Raw genomic sequence first — 19595 nt, 5'->3', positions numbered from 1 at the left:
TGGATATAAGTCATAGTACTAGGTACTAGGTTCTAACTTTTACTGTACTTCCTTACCTGACTTATCACTCATAAAACATAGATACATAAAATTCAGACACAAAAAAACCTCAAACAATCTAATGCTTGAGGCGAAACTTGCTTAAACCCAAAGGTTTAAATTCGTTTTAAATATGGCGCAGCGGACGGGACTCGAACCCGCGACCCCCGGCGTGACAGGCCGGTATTCTAACCAACTGAACTACCGCTGCTTAGGTCTCTTAGCTTGTTTAGCCACTTGCTAAGAAGTGGTGGGTGATGACGGATTCGAACCGCCGACATTCTGCGTGTAAGGCAGACGCTCTACCAACTGAGCTAATCACCCTTCGAACAATTGCTAGGCAATTTATTCAACATCAACTGAGCTCTTAAGTTTGTCACTAAGCTCCGTTGCTGTGGGTGTGTATTATATAGATTTACTGTTGGGTGTCAAACAGTATTTACCACTTTTTTAGATATTTTTTCGATTTTTATTAGGATATCCAGCAAGCATTTGTTTTTATTGATTTTATATTTTCATACAAAACCAATGTTTTTTTAGATTTGATGCTTATTTATTGGGTAATGCTTGCTCTATATCGTTTTTGATGGCTTCTGGCTTGGTCGTTGGTGCATAGCGGTCAATAACCTGACCTTTACTATCGACTAGGAACTTGGTGAAATTCCACTTAATACCATCTGTCAGCACGCCACCCTTTTGTTCTTTGAGCCATTCATAGATAGGATGAGCATCTGCGCCATTGACATCAGTCTTTGCCATCATCGGAAAGCTGACACCATAGTTCTTTTGGCAAAACGCACCAATCTCGTCATTGCTACCTGGGTCTTGGCTACCAAATTGATTACAAGGAAAACCGATAACCACCAGTCCTTGGTCTTTATACTGTTGATATAGCGACTCTAAACCTTCGAACTGCGGCGTAAATCCACATTTGCTTGCGGTATTGACGATTAATAATACTTTATCTTGGTAATCTAAAAATGCTTGCGAGCTACCATCCATGCGCTCAGCCGTAAAATCATAAATTGTACTCATCATTTATCCTTAAATTGAGATTTTTATTGTTTTGGGTGTTTGTGCAGTGTTTATTTTCCTATCATACACATAATAAAACTATTGAAAAGGAAGCACCGTGTACTTCCCTTTCACGTTTCTAATACTACTTAGCCTACTTACTTCTCAGACTTATCTAAATCGATAGATACTGAGTTGATGCAATAGCGCATGCCTGTTGTCTCAGTAGGACCATCAGGGAATACATGACCTAAATGTGCGCCGCAGTTGCTACAAGTGACTTCAGTACGAGTCATGCCTAGCGAGTTATCAACGTGCTCTTCAATCGCGCTGTTATCGATACCTTGATCAAAACTTGGCCAGCCACAGCTCGCATCAAATTTATTACTTGAGTCAAATAAGCTTGCACCGCAGCCTTTACAACGGTAAACGCCATCATCAGTCGCATCATTATATACACCTGTAAATGGACGCTCAGTGCCCTTCTCACGCATAATATGATACTCATCAGCGGTTAAACGCTCTTTCCAGTCAGCTTCAGTCAACTGGCTGATTTCTTCTTTGCTTAGTTGATTGTCTTGCATAATTTATCCTTATTCGAGTATTTATTATCTAATCTCGGTAACTATTTTATCGCCATATGATTATGAAAACGACGTGCTCTATCTGTTGGTTATCGACGCACTATTCAAGGCATATATAAGAAAAGTACTCTCTATATTGGGAGATAGAAAGCATGATTGAAGCGATTGATTGAGTTAAATATAGCAAATTACTTTTAGATAATGATGGGTAAAGATGTAATTTTGATAATTATACACTTTATGCTCTATATAAGAGATTTAGAGCTATATAAATATAAGCTAAATGTTAATTGCAAGATATACTTGCAAACACTAATAGAACTGATTGTAAAATCATTTGCAAATTAGCTATCAATGCAATAATATCTTGCATTAGTGTTTAACTAAAATGTTTAATGTATCTCTACACTGAATAATTACTGATTAATAAAGGCTCAAACGACAATGTCTGACGACAATAGCAAAAGTACGCAAGCGGAACGACTGGTACAGTTGCGCCGTGACAAAGGATTTACTGCTGAGCAGCTAGCACAAGCCATGACAGCCGCTGGTGCAAAAGTGAGTCGTGGCGCTATCTCAAACTGGGAGCGCGGTACCAATGGCATTGTCTCATCCAAGCTGCCTACACTTGCACATATTTTGGGCTGTAGTGAAGGCTACCTATTGCGCGGCGACCTCAATAACGAGGCTATTGATACAGACGAATCGACATCATCTGTAGTGCGTAGAGAACATCAAAAGCTAGATACGATTTCACATACCCAGTCAAATATTAAAGCGACTGTCGCTCAATCGATGACACCTTATTCTGCTAGTAAAGAAACAAAAACCAATTCGACAACCAATCCGAAAAACGGCCATGCTATGAACACCATAAAAAAATCTGATAAATTACAAAACGTTTGCTATGACATTCGTGGTCCTCTACTGCAGACTGCCAATAAGATGGAAGCAGAAGGCAAACGCATATTAAAACTAAACGTGGGTAATCCAGCGCCTTTTGGCTTAGAAGCCCCGCATGAGATTTTACGCGATGTCGCTATGAACCTATCTGAGGCGACTGGCTATTCAGACTCACAGGGGATTTTCTCAGCGCGCAAAGCCATTTTGCAATATTACCAATCAAAGGGATTGCTGTCGGCCGTTGACGTACGTGACGTATATTTGGGCAATGGGGTTTCTGAGCTTATTGTCATGACTATGCAGGCGTTGATGAATGATGGCGATGAAGTCCTAATTCCAATGCCAGACTACCCGCTTTGGACTGCAGCGGCCAACCTCGCTGGTGGTACTGCTGTGCACTATCGCTGCAATGAAGAAGACAACTGGCACCCTGATATTAAAGACATTAAGTCTAAAATCACGAGCAAAACGAAAGGTATCGTGGTTATTAACCCAAATAACCCGACAGGCTCCCTTTATAGTGATGAGCTATTAAAGCAAATTATTGAAGTCGCTAAGGAGCATGATTTGATCATCATGGCCGATGAGATTTACGACCGTATTCTCTATGATGATAATGTACATACCCCGATGAGCACCTTGACTGACGACGTGCTGGTACTTTCTTACAATGGCTTGTCGAAGTCGCATCGTATTGCAGGATTTCGCTCAGGTTGGATGATGGTATCAGGCCGCAAACAGCACGCAGCTGACTTTATTGAGGGCTTAGATATGCTAGCATCTATGCGTCTTTGCTCTAACGTGCAAGGACAGTATGCTATTCAAACAGCGATGGGTGGACATCAGAGCATGCAAGACCTGACTTCTGAAAAGGGTCGCCTATATAAGCAACGTGAAATGGCAGTCTCACGTCTTAATGCTATCAAAGGTATTTCTTGTACCATGCCTCAAGGCGCGTTTTACTGCTTTCCAAAAATGGATCCAGAGGTTTACCCTATCACCGATGATATGGACTTTATGATGGACTTGCTCGTTGAAGAAAACGTATTGATGGTTCAAGGTACTGGGTTTAACTGGGACAGACCCGACCATTTCCGTCTGGTGTTCTTACCTAACTTGCTTGACCTAGAAAATGCGATGGATAGATTGGACAGATTTTTTGCCAAAAAACGTAAGCAGTTTGGTACTGAGTAAATCGTCATATATCATTAAAAAAACGCTTATCGGCATAATGCTGATAAGCGTTTTTTATTGCGTTGAACCTAGGGCGTGTCTTCAATTCACTCGATAGTTATCTAAATGGGCTAAAAGCAGCTAAATTTTGCCAAACATCGTCAAATCGCTGGTTAATATCCCGATATTATCGGCACTATTTTCCTCGTTTGACGGCAATTTATCTCATTTTTATCACCATTTTTGAAATGAAGACACGCCCTAGTTATTCAAACTCAATTATGATAATTCACTGATGAAAACAGCGCATTAAAAAATGTTGCTTAATACGAGATAACTAATAGCAGACATAGTAGCCGCTGCAGGCAGCGTGACAATCCAAGCCAATCCAATCGGCTTCATAAGCTTCCAGTTAGTATCTCTGTTGACGATACCGATACCCAGTACTGCGCCTACTAGCGTGTGAGTACTTGATACAGGCAGACCCATCGTCGATGCGCCCATTACAACAGCAGCAGCAGCCAATTCAGCTGAGAAGCCTGAAGCTGGATGCATTTTCGCTAGATTGGTACCAACAGTTTGAATTACTTCTTTACCAATGAACCAAAGACCAACGATTAGTGCCACACCAAAAGTCAGCATGACAGCAGGTGGTACAGCAGCTTCAGTAGCGATACTATTGGTACGAATCACATCCATAATGGCGGCAAAAGGACCAACCGCGTTGGCGATATCGTTTGAACCATGACTAAAAGCAAAAGCTGACGCGGTAAAGACCTGCATCCAGCTAAACATAATGAACGTCGCTTTGGTCAAATCTTCTTTATGCTTACCGCGAATACTCTTGGTATAGATATAGGTCGCTAGCCATACTAGCGCCGCTATCATACCCATAATCAAGAAGCCCTGTAGTGTGGTCAGGCCGCTATTAACATTTTTAAGACCTTTAAAGACGACTAGAGAAGTCATTACCGCACCACCTGCGGCAGCAATGATAGGTACCCATTGCTTAAGTGCTTTTAGAGTATCAAGGCTACTACGCTCATTCTCAATATCATAAAGCTTTTTGTAGTAATCAGTTTCTAGGTCTTCAACGATACAATCGTCATCTTTATAGATTTCCTGATCACGTAGCATCGCTGACGTATAGGCCAATTGTTCAGACTCTGTCAAACCATCCAAAAACTCTTTATGGTTTTGCTTTAAGACTTTTTTATTGCCTTTTAGCGTCGCAATATAGGCTTCGGTTTTATCATTATATTCAATGATGTTTTTCTTGATTTGTCCATATAAAAGATAAGACAACACGCCACCTAGTAGCGGTGACAGCACCCAAGAAATAGCGATAGTTCCAACCGTTCCCCAGTCTACCGTTGATAGCGCCATGTCCGTACCACCTAACGTGATACCTAAGACAATGGAGCTACCAATCACACCGCCAATAATGGAGTGAGTGGTCGAAACAGGCAGACCTTTTTTGGTCGCAAATAACAGCCAAAATGCTGCTGCAACCAATGCGGAGAGCATGACATAAATGAACTGATTGGGCGTCACTGATAGACCATCTAGATCAACGATGCCGCTTCGAATCGTATCAGTAACCTCCCCGCCTGCAAGGACTGCCCCCGATACTTCAAATATCGCGGCAATACCCAATGCTTGCGGGATAGTCAACGTCCCTGCACCCACCGAAGTACCAAAGGAGTTGGCGACATCGTTACCACCGATATTGAATGCCATAAAGACACCAAAAGCGGTCGCCACGATGAATAGCGTCGTTTGCTGACGCATGGTGTAATCTAAACCCCACCACAAAAAGTAGGAAGTCATCGCAATCAGTAAAATGGCAAAAAATAGATTTATTCTCATAGAGCCAACTGGCTTGATTGACTCTGTAGAACTGCTGCTAATACCCATACGTTAGTACGTCCTGCGTAAGCTGATTAAAATTATATGAGGTTGATAATATTGCTCTACTACTCAAAGTACTTGTTACGGCATCTAATGAAGTAGCATATATAAAATATACAACATGCGGTTAAAAGGTCTTAAACCGACTAGAGCGAAAGTAAATAATACATCTCTCAACATGTCACAAAGCCGCAAGTGATATTGCCAAATCGTCTGATTACAGCATCTTGCGGCTTATATATTTCTTAGCGATATTTGTGGTACTACTAACAGCTATTGTAACAATTTTTGTCGTAATTATTAAGTTATCTATACTAAATAACCAAAACACGTTATTTGCTAAATTAAAATTATTATTTAGCAGAAGCTGTTTCGCGCTCTATTATATTAAATATGAGCACATAATGCATGATGATATTGCGAGATTTGTAACTGCGAGTGTATACGGACAAGACCACACTCTGTAAAAGACAGGATAACTCGAATATGTTTCGAGCCATCCTACTTAGGAAATACGTGGAAAATACAATTATATAAATCTATGACAGTCCTTAAACTTCAGGCATCTTTAACAACTACTTGCTTTTGGTGATTGCCGACAACTGCTCTATAGCATGATCTAACACATCTAAACGCGCCTGACGCTTTTCGTTGGTTGCAATAACACACCATGGCGCTGTCGTTGTATCCGTGCGTGCCAGCATATCTGCTGCAGATTGCACGTAGTCTGACCATTTATCACGGTTACGCCAGTCATCATCCGTTAGTTTAAACTGCTTATGCGGTGTTTCTTGACGATCTTCAAACCGTTTAAGCTGCTCTTTTTTATCAATCGCTAACCAATACTTGATAACCAACGTTCCTGCTGCTGCCAAGTCCGCCTCGAAACGGTTGATTTCATCATATGCTCGTTGCCATTCATTAGGAGATGCAAATCCTTCGATGCGCTCAACCAGCACACGCCCATACCAAGTACGATCGAAAATAGCGATACGGCTAATACGACTGGTTTGCTCGTCAGGCAATCGCGTCCAGAATCGCCACAAGTAAGGATGCTGAGTCTCATACAACATCGGCGCGCCAATATTATAGATTTGATACTCGCGAGGATCTAGCGGTGCGACCAACCTTTTGATCGCACCGCCCTTTCCCGCAGCGTCCATCCCTTCAAAGGCAAACACCACATGCCGACCTTGACGGGCACGTAGCAACTCAGCAAGCCGCGCTTGCTTCTCCGCCAACGCCTCACGATAGTCGGACTTACTGATTTTTTTATCTTTAATAGACGTCAGCTGCTTAGGTATCGACACAGGCTCAAACTGTTTTTGTTTAGTATCTGAATTAAGTTCCAGTTTTTCGGACTGGGAATGGTTTTTTGAAGTTTTCTTGTCATGGTCATTGCTATCTGTCTGGCTACTTGCTAGCGCGGTTTGCATAGCATGTAGCACCAAGTGACAAAAGTTATCAGCGGCCTCTAACTTATCGTCACCATCAATGATGACCCAATCATCCTGTTGACGCAGCAAGGTCGCAGCCACCTCATTAAACTTTTCGATGACTTGCTTATTATGCCAGTCAATTTGATACAGAAACTGCGGATCTGCTTCATCATCCTTTAAGCGACTGTGCAACGTTTCGATATCAACATGAAACCAGCATTTTAATAATTTGGTTTGATTGGCACTGAGATCTTTTTCAAATGCTTTTAGTGTATTTAACTGCTGCTGTAGATAGTCTTGCCACTGATCGATAGGAAGCGGATTTTTATCTTTTTGACCTTTATCATTTGATAATGCTTCAAGGTTTTCACTATCAGATGTCGCTAGTCGCATGACGTTGTATAATAAATCAGCATACCAGTTGCCAAAATACACCATGACATCACCATGACGCGGCATGGCGCTAGTATGCGCTTGCCAAATAGGCTGATAGTTCAATGGCGAATGACCAATGGTTGCCTCAACTTTAAGCAGCCTGGGATCTACCCATTGCCGTAACTGCTTAACGGCGGTACCTTTACCTGCTTGCTCCATTCCATTAACTAGCACCAATAGACCTGTTGGCTTGTTGAGGGTCGGCGGCGTTTGCTGGCGAGTGGCTTTTAAAGCATACTGAGCTGTTACCAATGCCAATCTAAGCGAATCCTCATCCAGTGAAAACTGACTTAAAGGATTGGGCTTTAGACGCTGCTCCACAACTTGCTCACTAAATTGTGTACTTACCGCTTGTGGTGCTTTTGGTTCAGTAGTATCATTTTTTTGAGACATGATTACACTCGCTATTATTGTTGTTGGGCTGCTTTACCGTTGAATGACTTATGGGATAGCTATTAATAGGACAACTTTCCATATTTCGACCTCATCACTCATTTTTATCTCATTTAATCATAGCACTGCACCAATCGAGTAAATAATATTGCTGTGTAACAGATTGGTATTTGTATTCTTAATTATTTTCTTTTAAGGTGAACACAATTTTGGGTATAGGGTAGAACAGTTGTTGAAAGCCTTATAACCCTGACTCACGATATTTAAAACAACCATACTTAAATTTGATTACCCTATTTACTTCTACAGGATTCACTGCCATGACCGCTTTAGCTGATTTACAACAGCATTTGACACGTTTTTGGGCGATGCCTCATCACCAAGATGATGAATTAAATGCTAAGCTCAAAGAAGTACAATCATGGCAACAAACACGTCTCCAGCAGACGCATCGCGAGCTATTTGAACAACCTAAAAACCAATTAATGGCAGATTACTTTCTCACCCAGCTGTATGGCGGCGAAGAGTTCAAATTATTAGCAGAGCAGTTAGCACGTATCCTGCCAAAAGCGAAAAAGCTAGAACGTCTTGCCAAAGAGTCAGCCTTAGAGGCTGGTAGCATGGGCATCCAAGCGGCGATTTTTGCTATTGAGCTAGATCTGCATTTAGCCCAGTGGTTACTCGCTCAAGATTTACCAGTAAACGAAGAAAACATGCTAGCCGCCTATCGTACTGTCGATGAAGAAGATGAGCGACGAGTTCAGATTGCCAATTTAAAAGATGTCTGCTATCGCACGGACAAACATCTAAATTCGTTTATGCTCAAAAAAGCCTTTGCACTAGCAAAAAGTACAGCCTATCGTCATGGCTACCAGCCGCTTTATGATTTTATTGATACAGGATTTAAGGCCATGAAACCTCTGAGCAGCGTCAGCGATTTTATTGAGCCGTTCTGCAAGCGTGAACTGTCCATTATTGATCAGGTTCATGATACGGATAATGGCAGTAAGCCGGTAGCGTTTGGTGTATCATAAGGTCAATATGCTAAACAGCCAATTGATGCTTACTATTTAACGATTGCTTCCGATAAAGACAATCATACGATAAAGACAATCATAAAAATAAATTCTAGGACAACATGATGACTGATAATTCAAAAGATAGCAGCGCTCCTTCTAATCAAGCCACAACGACCAATGGTCATTTGCAAGACAAACTGGTAAAAGACAGTATTGCTCATAATCAGCAGATTAGCGCGCAGATATTACGCAACCAAACAACCAATGTCGTGCCGATCAAGAATAATAGCGTTGCTAATGACGACAATAGCGACTTTACTAAAGTTCAAGATCTACCAACTGGAACGCCGCAAGGCCAACAAACTACTATGCCAAACAACGACAAAACGACTCGCACAAACCCTTCAGAGCAAACCATAAAACAAACGCTATTCAATCAGCGTGATGATATCAATAATCCGCACACGCCTGAAACAGACGGCAACGAGCAGACGCATTTTGGTTATAAGACCGTCAATAAAGCAGAAAAACAAGCACGTGTGGCTGACGTATTCACTTCTGTTGCCAAAAAATACGACATCATGAATGACTTGATGTCATTTGGTATTCATCGTCTGTGGAAGCGCTATGCGATTAGTCTATCAGGCGTGCGCGCTGGTCAACATGTCCTTGATATCGCTGGTGGTACGGGCGATTTGGCCAAAGTATTTAGCCGTGAAGTCGGTAGAAATGGCCACGTGGTACTATCTGATATTAATGCTGCGATGTTAGAAGTGGGCCGTGAGCGCCTAATTAATGCAGGCTGTAATAACGTCGATTTTGTATTAGCTAATGCTGAGACGTTGGCCCCTTTTGATGACGAAAGCTTTGATTTGGTGACCATTAGCTTTGGTTTGCGTAACGTCACAGACAAAGATGCCGCGTTAAAGTCTATGTATCGCGTCCTAAAGCCAGGTGGTCGTCTATTGATTTTGGAATTCTCCAAGCCAGTATTTGAGCCACTATCTAAAGCCTATGATTTGTATTCATTTACTGCATTGCCAGTAATGGGTAAGCTGATTGCTAATGACGCTGAAAGTTATCAGTACTTAGCTGAGTCAATTCGTATGCATCCTGATCAGCAGACACTCAAGCAGATGATGCAACAAGCTGGGTTTGAAAACTGCGATTATCATAACTTGACTGCTGGTATCGTGGCTGTCCATCGCGGCTTTAAAGCGTAACGATAGAGTACGATTTGCAATACTATTACGTTTAACAGACCTTATTGAACCTAACACGAACACACGATGCGCTGATGCAGCTAATGCGAAGGCGCTCACTTAACGATGCGAGAGCCTTATGCTGACTGTCCTTCTATTAGCTGGTGCCGAAAAGCTAATTAACATTGCCATTGCTAGTGATGAGATTACCAAAGCAGGTTTAGCGCCCCTTGCAGGTAAGGTGTTACGTCTTAATATGGGAATGCCGGAGATTCATTTAGATATCTTGTTCACTCATGAGCGTTTGCGCTTTGAGCCAGTCACGACAGAGAGCGTATTTGAGCTAAGTGGCCAGATGAATGAGCGCCAAAGAGCCGGCATGGAGCGCGCACGTTTTGGTCACAGTCGTCCGGACTGTACCATCACCGTAGACAATGCCGCTCAACTACTCAATCTAATGCGCGGTGCGGAAGGTAACCTGCCAATCGCTGGCGATTACAAAGTGCTAATGCAGCTCAAACAACTGGTTGCAGGATTTGATCCTGACGTGGCTGGACAGCTTGAACCATTTATTGGTAAACCAATGGCTAGCCAGTTACACCTTCTTATCTCTCAGCTTAAAGGTAGCTGGCGTCATAGTGCCAGACGTGCTTTTGATGACGTCAGTGATTGGGCCAATGAAGTAGCTGGCAATAGCACACCTGACCCTATCGAGGTGGCTGAAGCAAATGATCTTAAGCAGCTATTGTTAAAATTACGTGCTGACGTCGAACGAGAAGAAGCCAAACTTGCTGCTATCAAAGAAGAGCAAGCTCAGTTTCTTAACAACTCGTTTCATCAATAGCCGATTGTCTCAATCATAAATGAACGCTATTACCGATGGCACTATTTATGATTAAGCACAACGCCTACCCCATTTTCGTCTTTGTTTAGAGTACCTAACCTCATGCTATTATCGCACCGCGCTCGTCTACTTGAGCTTTGGCGTATCGCCGCAATGTATCGCCTTGATACCCATTTTTCTATCGAAGAAGCACCGCAACTGCAACCTTTGGCGCGATTAATTCGCATGCACCCAGCAGCATGGGGTAAAAAGCACCAACCAAATGCGATTAAGTATGCGCTTGAAGATATGGGTACGCTGTTTTTGAAACTTGGCCAGTTACTCTCAACGCGTCGCGACTTGGTACCGCCTGAGATTATCGCTCAATTGATTCAGTTGCAAGACAAAGTGAAGCCTTTTGATGCTGATATTGCTGTCGCCCAAATTCAACATCCTAAACATGGTCTTGGCCAGTCTATTGAGACCTTGTTTGCACGATTCGATATCAAACCGTTAGCGGCCGCTTCTATTGCCCAAGTTCACACGGCTGCCCTACATGATGGCCGTGAAGTCGTGGTAAAAGTGGTTCGCCCCGATATTCGCACTGTGATTGTCTCTGACTTTGAACTACTGCGGGAATTGGCAAGTTGGGCATCTGCTCGTATTGAAGCGGCACGTGCCATTCATATTATTGATATTGTCGAAGACTATCGGCAAGTCATGCTCAACGAGCTAGATTTAACGCTTGAGGCTGATAATACTACTCAAATGCGCAACAACTTCTTGGGTTCAGCACTGATGTATGTGCCTGAAGTTTATGACGCTGCAAAAAACGTGATGGTTATGGAGCGTATCCAAGGCGTCCCTATCTCACAAGTTGAAATGTTTGATCAGTTAGGTTATGACCGTGCAGCGCTTGCAGAAAAAGGCCTAACGATATTTTTTACCCAAGTCTTCCGTGATAACTTTTTTCATGCTGATATGCATCCAGGCAATGTATTTGTAGAGACACCACCTGTGCAAACCTTACATGCAGGTATGGTAGCAGTTGATTTAGGTCATGAGCCACGTTATATCGGGCTTGATTGCGCCATCATGGGCACTTTATCAAAAGACGATCAGCTCATCGTGGCGCGGATGTTACTTGCCGTAATGAACAATAACTTTATCGCTGTAGTTGATATCGTCAGTCGTGCAGGTTGGATACCACCAAATGCTGATAAGCATGCCCTGATGCGTGATATGAAACGTACCGTCGGCCCTATGCTACAAAAGTCAATCGATGATATCGACTTTGCTGGCGTACTGATGCAGATTTTGGACATTGCGCGTAGACATCATATGAGTATCCCGCCGCAGCTGATGCTTTTGCTAAAAACCTTGGTCCATGTGGAAGGACTCGGTCGTGATTTATATCCTGATCTAGACATTTGGTCACTTGCCAAGCCAATTCTAAGCAGTTGGATTAAAGAGCAGTTAGATCCTATGCGTAATCTACAGCAACTGCGCCAACAACTTCCTGAAATACTCCTGTCTACTACTGATATTCCTAAACTATTAGATCAAGGACTACAGAGCCTTGCCTCACAGGGCTCTCGACAAGACAGTCAACTACGTGAAATACAGCAAATTCGTGCTGACATGTTAAATGACCGTCGCCGCGATTGGTTGGCACTTGCAGGGTTTGCTATTTTTATCGCTATCGCTACGCAAGTCATCGGCTGGCTATCACCTATATTTTATATACTGGCTGTCTTGGTAGTTGTTTGGCGAATTTTAGCTTAGAAATCAGATTTATTTTTAACCAATCAGTTCAGAAAATTTTTCACAATTTTAGACTTAAACAAAAAATGCGCCTACTTCTCATCAAAAGCAGGCGCATTTTTTATATTGAATACTATAACATCTGGTCGATTGCCATCTGTGTCAGTACGCGGCCACGAGCAGTACGCAGCACATAACCTTGTTGAATCAGATACGGCTCAATTACGTCCTCAAGTGTACCCCGGTCTTCAGCCATCGCTGCTGCCACTGCTTCAACACCAGCAGGACCACCATCAAAGCGCTCATGCAATATTTCGATATAGCGTCTGTCTAAATGATCAAGACCGCGTCTATCCACTGCCAACATATCTAACGCACTACCTGCAATCGCGCCATTAATACTACCATCGCCTCTTACCTCGGCATAGTCACGCACGCGGCGTAATAGGCGGTTAGCAATCCTTGGTGTACCACGTGCACGGCGCGCAATCTCTACAGCGCCATCTTCACTCATTGGTACGCGCATTAGACGTGCTGCGCGACTGACAATCGTCGTTAGATCAGCAATGTTGTAAAACTCAAGGCGCTGTACAATCCCAAAACGGTCACGTAGTGGTGAGGTTAACAGTCCTGCTCTCGTCGTTGCTGCTACCAAGGTAAACGGTGGCAAATCAAGCTTGATAGAACGCGCAGCAGGCCCTTCACCAATCATAATATCTAATTGGAAATCTTCCATCGCTGGATAAAGTATCTCTTCAATGACCGAGCTTAGACGGTGAATTTCATCAATAAATAGTACGTCACCCGCTTCTAGATTAGTCAGCATGGCCGCCAAATCTCCTGGGCGCTCAAGCACAGGCCCTGAAGTAGAACGTAAATTACCACCCATTTCACGAGCGATAATATTGGCGAGGGTCGTCTTGCCCAGACCCGGTGGACCAAATATAAGTGTGTGATCTAGCGCTTCGTCACGGCCACGAGCAGCACCGATGAACACTTCCATCTGCTCACGTACCACCGGCTGACCAATATACTCGGCCAATAATGCTGGTCGGATATTGGCATCAGGAGCATCACTTGCGCCTTCTAGCGGATTAATTAAACGATCTTGCGTCATAGAATTTATCATTGTATTAAAAAATTAGTTAACAAATAGCATAACCAAACGCTGCGCATAAGTCATGCAAAACCTCATTGAGCGAGTACTAAAACGAAAATAAGCGACATTTAATGTCGCTTATTAATTTAATACATTATGTGGTTGTCATCGATAGACGGCTAGTTAATATGAATTAAAAGCCAGATAGTTGCTGTAAAGTAGCTTTTAACAGACCTTGAGTATCAGCAAAAGTATCTCCTTTACTCTTAGCAGCTTTAATCGCCAGCTGAGCTTCTTTTTCTTTGTAGCCCAAGCTAATCAACGCGCCTTCCACTTCAGCGATGATACTGCCTTCGTGAGAAATCGTAGTTTCCTGAGGTGTCAATTCAAACGAGCCACTATCAACGTCGATATTCTTTAACTTGTCTTTTAGCTCAATCAATAAACGTTGCGCTGTCTTTTTACCGATACCTGGGATACGAGTTAATGCCATCTCCGACTCTTGCTCAACATGCATTTTTAACTCAGCTGCTGACATTGCAGACAGCATAGCCAAGGCCATTTTTGCACCAACCCCGTTAATTTTAATTAATTGGCGAAAGACATCGCGTTCTTTTCGATCGATGAAGCCGTAGAGTAACTGTGCATCTTCGCGAACATGGAAATGTGTCCAAATGCTGGCTTGTTCGTTAAGCTGTAACTGGCAAAATGAAGGCAATGGCAGTTCGATATCATAACCCACACCAGAGGTCGTCATGATACAAGCAGTCGGTGCCATCAAGTACTGCACCTGTCCGGTAATCAATCCAATCATTATTTACGACCTCTTATGTAAAATATTATAAAATCAGCTGCTACTTCATGATTAACAACTACGTTCTACAACACAGTCTTATTGGTAAAAATTTACCATACCTTCAAGACTGGTTGGACGAATTTTATGTGCTTGACCTGCAGAGCCGAACGCTTCAAAACGATTGGTACAGATATCTGACATCGCTACCATAGACGCTTTGAAGTACTTGCGTGGATCAAATTCACTTGGATTTTTCGCAAGGAATTCGCGGATAGCACCAGTTGATGCCAGACGTAAATCCGTATCGATATTTACTTTACGCACACCATGTTTGATCGCTTCAACAATTTGTTCAACTGGCACGCCATAAGTTTCGCCGATATCACCGCCATTTTCATTAATAACTTTTAGCCATTCTTGTGGCACTGATGAAGAACCGTGCATGACAAGGTGGGTATTAGGAATACGGGCATGAATCTCTTTTACACGCTCAATAGATAAGATATCGCCTGTCGGTGGACGTGTGAACTTATAGGCACCATGGCTAGTACCGATAGCAATCGCTAACGCATCGACATTGGTATCTTTTACAAACTGCTCAGCTTCATCAGCACTGGTCAATAGTTGCTCATGATCTAGCACACCTTCAGCGCCAGAGCCATCTTCTTCGCCAGCCATACCAGTTTCAAGACTACCTAGGCAACCGATTTCGCCCTCTACAGAGACGCCGCAAGCATGAGCCATCTTAACAACTTCGCGCGTGACGCTAGCATTGTAGTCATAATCCATTGGCGTTTTGCCATCTTCACCAAGTGAGCCGTCCATCATCACTGATGAGAAACCTAATTGGATTGAGCGTTGGCAAATAGCTGGTGACATACCGTGATCTTGATGCATTACCACTGGAATATGTGGCCATTCTTCGATCGCAGCGATAATCAAATGACGCAAAAATGCTGACCCTGCATAGTTACGTGCGCCTGCACTGGCTTGGACAATAACAGGTGAATCACAAGCATCCGCAGCCATCATGATTGCACGCATTTGCTCTAAGTTATTGACGTTAAAGGCAGGAACACCATAGCTGTGTTCAGCGGCATGATCTAGAAGTTGACGTAAGGATATTAGGGCCATAAGACGCTCTCTGATTGGATTTTGAATAGTATTTTAAAAAACAGCTTAATAGCAATCATTTCACTGTATATTCGACCATACTGACCGTATATAGGCTAGTGAAAGTCTGAATGATATTGGATATGATTACCACGCGGTGATTATAGCAAAAATTGTTCTGTCTTCGTAGCGGTTGACCGACTATTTGTCAGTCTATACCGTCTCTTAATATCAATTTAACTTTTATAAACTGTCACTTTATAAACTGCCACAATGACATATAACGCAAAAAGCCTTGGCAATCACCAAGGCTTTTTTAGTATTTTGAGGCTTATAAAGCAATGACTCTTTTTAGATATTATTTACCGATGATTATCTATCAATCAATAGCATCCCAGCAAATCAGTCATTATAGTGCTTAGTTATCGCGTAGCTTAGTACTGTTGCTCTGCATCAACTGCAACATCATTTGCGCCATCAGCAACAGCGTTAGCGCCATCAGCAACAGCTTCAGCAGTATTTTCAACCGCTGTGTTAGTGCCTTCAGCAATAGCATCGCCAGTGTTTTCTAGAGCGTCTGTCGCAGCTGCACCAGCAGTGTCAGCGCCTTCGGCAACTTCAGTACCAGCGTCTTGAGCAGCAGCTTCAGCTTCAGCAGCAGCAGCGTCTGTTTCAGCGGCAGCAGCATCAGCGTTTGCAGCAGCATCATCGCCAGCAGATTCAACAGCAGCTTCAGTGTTTTCTTCTGTTTGTTGGCTACATGCAGTGATTGCAAAGGTACCAGCAAGTACACTAGCAAGTAATAAATGACGTTTTAACATAATAAACCTCTCGTAAATAATGCATGTCAAAATACATGGTCGCGCTATTTTATAGAGTGCGAATCAGACATGCAATAATAATTTTCAGTATATAAATAAATAATTACTGCTTAATAATAATCGATGACTATTGCACTTACTTGTACCAATAAAGACAAGCAAATCAACAGCCAAAATATTATTTTTACAGACTACCTTAGTTATTTAAAGTTAGTTGTACGTCTAATGTTACTAAGCTACAGAGTATCGTTAATTAGTTAGGCATCTATTTGCAGTGCAGCGACTGCTGGAAGTACTTTACCTTCAACAAACTCTAAAAACGCACCGCCACCTGTTGACATATAGCTCACACCATCAGAAACTTGATATTTATCAATAGCCGCTAACGTATCACCGCCGCCTGCGATAGAGAAACCATCGCTGTCTTTTACAGCAGTAGCTAATATTTGTGTACCTTGCCCGAAAGCATCGACTTCAAAGACACCCACTGGACCATTCCATAAGATAGTTTTTGCATTGATAATGGCATCGGCAAGCTGTTTTGCGCTTTCTGGTGCGATATCCAATATCATGTCATTGTCACCGATAGCATCAACTGATTTGATCGTTGCAGTGGCTTTTTGCAATGAGCCAGTAAAGTCAGCAAAATCGATGTCGTTTTTATCAGCGACTACGACGTATTCAGGCAGTAGAATTTCAGTCTTGGTCATAATGTCACGTGCAGTATCGAGCAAGTCTGCTTCGTACAATGAGGCGCCAACACTGTGACCTTGTGCTGCTAAGAAAGTATTAGCAATACCGCCACCAACGATAATCTGTGTGCAAACTTCAGCCAAGCTGTGTAGCACTTCTAATTTGGTTGATACTTTTGACCCACCAACGATAGCAAGCATTGGTTGTGCTGGTGTTTCAAGCGCTAGGCTCAAAGCATCAAGTTCAGCAGCTAACAATGGCCCTGCACAGACGGTTTTGTCTGCTTGACGCATCGCTTGCGTAACACCCTCTGTTGATGCCTGTGCACGGTGCGCTGTACCAAAAGCGTCCATCACAAACACATCGCACAAATCAGCATACTTTTTCGCTAGCGTGGCATCGTTTTTCTTTTCACCGTCATTGAAGCGTACATTTTCTAATAGAACCACTTCGCCAGATTTCACATTGGCACCTTGGGTAAGATAATCACTATTAAGACGTACAGGCGTCGATAGTTGCGAGCTTAATTTTTCCGTCAGATAGTCAGCAACCGGCGCTAATGAGTATACAGCTTCAGGATTGCCTTCTGTTGGGCGGCCTAAATGTGAGCAAACAATTACCGCAGCGCCTTTTTCGAGCGCCATCTTGATGGTAGGAAGACTGGCTTGCAAGCGCGCATCGCTCGTGACCTTGCCGTCTTTAATAGGTACATTTAAATCTTCTCGGATCAACACCACTTTATCCGTTAAGTTCAACTCACTCATACGCAAAAAATTCATCACCTGCTCCTATGCATCAATATATCTGTTAATTTGCGATTACTGTCGTTACTGATATGACTATTATAGTCAGCTCTATATAAATCAGATTCAGTGCTAAGCTCGCTCTACTATTTCGTCGCACTCTTACTAACCGGCTTTATAAATACGCTATTTTATATCCAAGCTATATCGTCACTATCAGCTTTATTACTTTTTAATGTTTTTTAACGCTTGGCTCTGGCACTTATCAAACCACTCTGATGGATCGATCAAGTAAGCAGAATTTAGCGGCGGTGTATTCTACCAGTTTTCTAGCGCAGTCTCACAAGCAACCTGACACAAATTTCAGTACGTTTAAAATATTTAGTCTAAATTCTCAGACCATTATTCGATTGCAACAATTGCAGTTGCTAGCTTCAAGCATAATCAATAAACCGTAACATTTCGTGGTGGTACTCAGCAGTCAAGCTCTTTATGATAGAAACATTGACAATAAAAATAATCCATTAGGAGAAAATAATGAGCATCAACTTAGACACTGCTAAACAAAACCTATTAAAATTAAAAGATGAGTACGAGTCTCGGATTGATAAGATAGAAGATCACATACAAAACCCGCAAGATGATCTCAATGAACACTGGGAAGATCAGGCCATATCCTATCGTCAAAATGACATGCGCAAAAACTTAATGAGTGAAGCGCATCAAAGCTTAATCTATGTCGAAAATGCATTGAGCCGAATTGAAAATGGTACTTATGGCGAGTGCGAAGTCTGCGGTGAACAGATCGAAGAGCAACGCTTAGAAGCGCTACCCTATGCTACCTTATGTATGGAACACGCTGAGTAGCGCTGTCATATTAATATTCTATTATAAGACTATTACTACTCTAAAACCTCTCTAATAAGAGTACTTCAAGTAGGTATTTTCCATTTAGAAAATGCCTGCTGCCACTCACAACAGCGCTGAGCTATGTCTGCTGCTGGCAAATCCATGATATCCCCGACTACTGCCACAAGCGCAATGGGCAAATCTACTAAATCTGAGACATTTTCTGCGGTTAACCCCCCTATCACACAGATTGGTATGCCTTGCTGACACCCTTCCACAAGCTGCTGACGCGAAATGATATTAGCATTTGGCTTAGTTGTAGAAGTAAATACAGCACCCATCGCAGCATAGCTTGCACCATCATTTTTTGCTTCTTTAATCAGCGCTACATCACCATGGCAGGTACGACCGATGATTTGATGCGGTGAAAGGGATTGCAAAGCATTACCGATACTGCCGTCTGTTTGACCAAGGTGTACCCCAACGCCAAGCTTTTCGGCCAACTTCACGTCATCATTAATAACAACTGGCACGCTATACGTTTTAGCTAACTCAACGATTCTTTGCGCCTCATCAAAAAGCTTCAAAGCTCCATCAGGTAGACTAAGAACTTGCTTACGACGAATTTGTAATAGTGCAATCAATCCTGTCGATAAGGCTGCTTCTAGCTTTTGATATAACAGCTCAAATTCATCATCGTTGGTCAACAAATATAGCTTAGGCATAACTGAGGAAAATGATGAACGACTCATAGCGTTTATCCTTAATTCTTAAATTCAACA

16 protein-coding genes and 2 tRNA genes are annotated in these 19595 nt (G+C 42.6%); 6 read left to right on the top strand and 12 right to left on the bottom strand.

What is annotated here, in order from left to right:
- Nucleotides 1-173 precede the first annotated feature (173 nt).
- The 4 genes from B2863_RS13610 to msrB form a co-directional block, all read right to left on the bottom strand.
- A tRNA-Asp gene (locus tag B2863_RS13610) sits at nucleotides 174-250 on the bottom strand.
- Nucleotides 251-287: 37 nt separating this feature from the next.
- A tRNA-Val gene (locus B2863_RS13605) sits at nucleotides 288-363 on the bottom strand.
- 225 nt (nucleotides 364-588) lie between these two features.
- Nucleotides 589-1074, bottom strand: coding sequence for a glutathione peroxidase (locus B2863_RS13600; RefSeq protein ID WP_296211499.1), 486 nt, complete (start codon nucleotides 1072-1074; stop codon nucleotides 589-591).
- 137 nt (nucleotides 1075-1211) lie between these two features.
- On the bottom strand, nucleotides 1212-1637 hold the full coding sequence (msrB, locus tag B2863_RS13595; RefSeq protein ID WP_057760931.1) for a peptide-methionine (R)-S-oxide reductase MsrB: 426 nt from the start codon (nucleotides 1635-1637) through the stop codon (nucleotides 1212-1214).
- A 444-nt stretch (nucleotides 1638-2081) separates the two neighbouring features.
- Between msrB and B2863_RS13590 the strand changes: the two genes are divergently transcribed.
- A complete protein-coding gene (locus B2863_RS13590) occupies nucleotides 2082-3734 on the top strand; it encodes an aminotransferase class I/II-fold pyridoxal phosphate-dependent enzyme (protein WP_296211497.1) in 1653 nt (550 codons plus the stop codon).
- 288 nt (nucleotides 3735-4022) lie between these two features.
- Here the strand turns inward: B2863_RS13590 and B2863_RS13585 are convergent, their stop codons facing one another.
- Nucleotides 4023-5630, bottom strand: a complete 1608-nt coding sequence (locus B2863_RS13585; RefSeq protein WP_191113934.1) for an inorganic phosphate transporter — start codon at nucleotides 5628-5630, stop codon at nucleotides 4023-4025.
- Between the two features lie 569 nt (nucleotides 5631-6199).
- Nucleotides 6200-7891: an ATPase gene (locus B2863_RS13580; protein WP_296211494.1), complete on the bottom strand. Its 1692-nt coding sequence runs from the start codon at nucleotides 7889-7891 to the stop codon at nucleotides 6200-6202.
- Nucleotides 7892-8211: 320 nt separating this feature from the next.
- On the opposite strand from B2863_RS13580, the gene B2863_RS13575 reads away from it, so the two are divergent.
- From B2863_RS13575 to B2863_RS13560, 4 genes are all read left to right on the top strand, one after another.
- Nucleotides 8212-8925, top strand: a complete 714-nt coding sequence (locus B2863_RS13575; protein WP_296211493.1) for an FFLEELY motif protein — start codon at nucleotides 8212-8214, stop codon at nucleotides 8923-8925.
- Between the two features lie 107 nt (nucleotides 8926-9032).
- Nucleotides 9033-10133, top strand: coding sequence for a bifunctional demethylmenaquinone methyltransferase/2-methoxy-6-polyprenyl-1,4-benzoquinol methylase UbiE (gene ubiE / locus B2863_RS13570; RefSeq protein WP_414706953.1), 1101 nt, complete (start codon nucleotides 9033-9035; stop codon nucleotides 10131-10133).
- A 118-nt stretch (nucleotides 10134-10251) separates the two neighbouring features.
- The gene (locus B2863_RS13565; protein WP_296211491.1) at nucleotides 10252-10956 is read left to right on the top strand and encodes a ubiquinone biosynthesis accessory factor UbiJ; all 705 of its coding nucleotides are present in this window, start codon (nucleotides 10252-10254) and stop codon (nucleotides 10954-10956) included.
- Nucleotides 10957-11058: 102 nt separating this feature from the next.
- Nucleotides 11059-12720, top strand: a complete 1662-nt coding sequence (locus tag B2863_RS13560; RefSeq protein WP_296211489.1) for an ABC1 kinase family protein — start codon at nucleotides 11059-11061, stop codon at nucleotides 12718-12720.
- 112 nt (nucleotides 12721-12832) lie between these two features.
- Here B2863_RS13560 and ruvB read toward each other — a convergent pair whose 3' ends face one another.
- From ruvB to B2863_RS13535, 5 genes are all read right to left on the bottom strand, one after another.
- Nucleotides 12833-13816 (bottom strand): Holliday junction branch migration DNA helicase RuvB, encoded by a 984-nt coding sequence (ruvB, locus tag B2863_RS13555; protein ID WP_057760949.1) that lies wholly within the window; start codon nucleotides 13814-13816, stop codon nucleotides 12833-12835.
- A 175-nt stretch (nucleotides 13817-13991) separates the two neighbouring features.
- A complete protein-coding gene (ruvA, locus tag B2863_RS13550) occupies nucleotides 13992-14612 on the bottom strand; it encodes a Holliday junction branch migration protein RuvA (RefSeq protein WP_102090462.1) in 621 nt (206 codons plus the stop codon).
- Between the two features lie 78 nt (nucleotides 14613-14690).
- Nucleotides 14691-15728 (bottom strand): class II fructose-bisphosphate aldolase, encoded by a 1038-nt coding sequence (gene fba, locus B2863_RS13545; RefSeq protein ID WP_057760953.1) that lies wholly within the window; start codon nucleotides 15726-15728, stop codon nucleotides 14691-14693.
- 413 nt (nucleotides 15729-16141) lie between these two features.
- Entirely contained in the window at nucleotides 16142-16528 is a 387-nt protein-coding gene (locus tag B2863_RS13540) for a hypothetical protein (protein WP_296211485.1), read from the bottom strand.
- Nucleotides 16529-16785: 257 nt separating this feature from the next.
- Nucleotides 16786-18000 carry a phosphoglycerate kinase gene (locus B2863_RS13535; protein WP_296211484.1) on the bottom strand — a complete coding sequence of 405 codons (1215 nt, stop codon included), beginning with the start codon at nucleotides 17998-18000 and terminating at the stop codon, nucleotides 16786-16788.
- A gap of 501 nt (nucleotides 18001-18501) precedes the next feature.
- Between B2863_RS13535 and B2863_RS13530 the strand changes: the two genes are divergently transcribed.
- Nucleotides 18502-18831 carry a TraR/DksA family transcriptional regulator gene (locus B2863_RS13530; RefSeq protein ID WP_296211482.1) on the top strand — a complete coding sequence of 110 codons (330 nt, stop codon included), beginning with the start codon at nucleotides 18502-18504 and terminating at the stop codon, nucleotides 18829-18831.
- Between the two features lie 65 nt (nucleotides 18832-18896).
- Here the strand turns inward: B2863_RS13530 and B2863_RS13525 are convergent, their stop codons facing one another.
- Nucleotides 18897-19565 carry a thiamine phosphate synthase gene (locus tag B2863_RS13525; RefSeq protein ID WP_296211480.1) on the bottom strand — a complete coding sequence of 223 codons (669 nt, stop codon included), beginning with the start codon at nucleotides 19563-19565 and terminating at the stop codon, nucleotides 18897-18899.
- Nucleotides 19566-19595 lie beyond the last annotated feature (30 nt).

Origin of the sequence: Psychrobacter sp. UBA3480, assembly GCF_002377945.1 — a bacterium.
Lineage (GTDB): Bacteria > Pseudomonadota > Gammaproteobacteria > Pseudomonadales > Moraxellaceae > Psychrobacter.
This window is presented reverse-complemented; position numbering and strand designations above follow the sequence as displayed.

What these genes read in the sequence shown, in the direction of transcription:
- B2863_RS13600 (WP_296211499.1), bottom strand. Translation starts at nt 1,074, where the DNA reads ATGAGTACAATTTATGATTTTACGGCTGAGCGCATGGATGGTAGCTCG.
- msrB (WP_057760931.1), bottom strand. Translation starts at nt 1,637, where the DNA reads ATGCAAGACAATCAACTAAGCAAAGAAGAAATCAGCCAGTTGACTGAA.
- B2863_RS13590 (WP_296211497.1), top strand. Translation starts at nt 2,082, where the DNA reads ATGTCTGACGACAATAGCAAAAGTACGCAAGCGGAACGACTGGTACAG.
- B2863_RS13585 (WP_191113934.1), bottom strand. Translation starts at nt 5,630, where the DNA reads ATGGGTATTAGCAGCAGTTCTACAGAGTCAATCAAGCCAGTTGGCTCT.
- B2863_RS13580 (WP_296211494.1), bottom strand. Translation starts at nt 7,891, where the DNA reads ATGTCTCAAAAAAATGATACTACTGAACCAAAAGCACCACAAGCGGTA.
- B2863_RS13575 (WP_296211493.1), top strand. Translation starts at nt 8,212, where the DNA reads ATGACCGCTTTAGCTGATTTACAACAGCATTTGACACGTTTTTGGGCG.
- ubiE (WP_414706953.1), top strand. Translation starts at nt 9,033, where the DNA reads ATGACTGATAATTCAAAAGATAGCAGCGCTCCTTCTAATCAAGCCACA.
- B2863_RS13565 (WP_296211491.1), top strand. Translation starts at nt 10,252, where the DNA reads ATGCTGACTGTCCTTCTATTAGCTGGTGCCGAAAAGCTAATTAACATT.
- B2863_RS13560 (WP_296211489.1), top strand. Translation starts at nt 11,059, where the DNA reads ATGCTATTATCGCACCGCGCTCGTCTACTTGAGCTTTGGCGTATCGCC.
- ruvB (WP_057760949.1), bottom strand. Translation starts at nt 13,816, where the DNA reads ATGACGCAAGATCGTTTAATTAATCCGCTAGAAGGCGCAAGTGATGCT.
- ruvA (WP_102090462.1), bottom strand. Translation starts at nt 14,612, where the DNA reads ATGATTGGATTGATTACCGGACAGGTGCAGTACTTGATGGCACCGACT.
- fba (WP_057760953.1), bottom strand. Translation starts at nt 15,728, where the DNA reads ATGGCCCTAATATCCTTACGTCAACTTCTAGATCATGCCGCTGAACAC.
- B2863_RS13540 (WP_296211485.1), bottom strand. Translation starts at nt 16,528, where the DNA reads ATGTTAAAACGTCATTTATTACTTGCTAGTGTACTTGCTGGTACCTTT.
- B2863_RS13535 (WP_296211484.1), bottom strand. Translation starts at nt 18,000, where the DNA reads ATGAATTTTTTGCGTATGAGTGAGTTGAACTTAACGGATAAAGTGGTG.
- B2863_RS13530 (WP_296211482.1), top strand. Translation starts at nt 18,502, where the DNA reads ATGAGCATCAACTTAGACACTGCTAAACAAAACCTATTAAAATTAAAA.
- B2863_RS13525 (WP_296211480.1), bottom strand. Translation starts at nt 19,565, where the DNA reads ATGAGTCGTTCATCATTTTCCTCAGTTATGCCTAAGCTATATTTGTTG.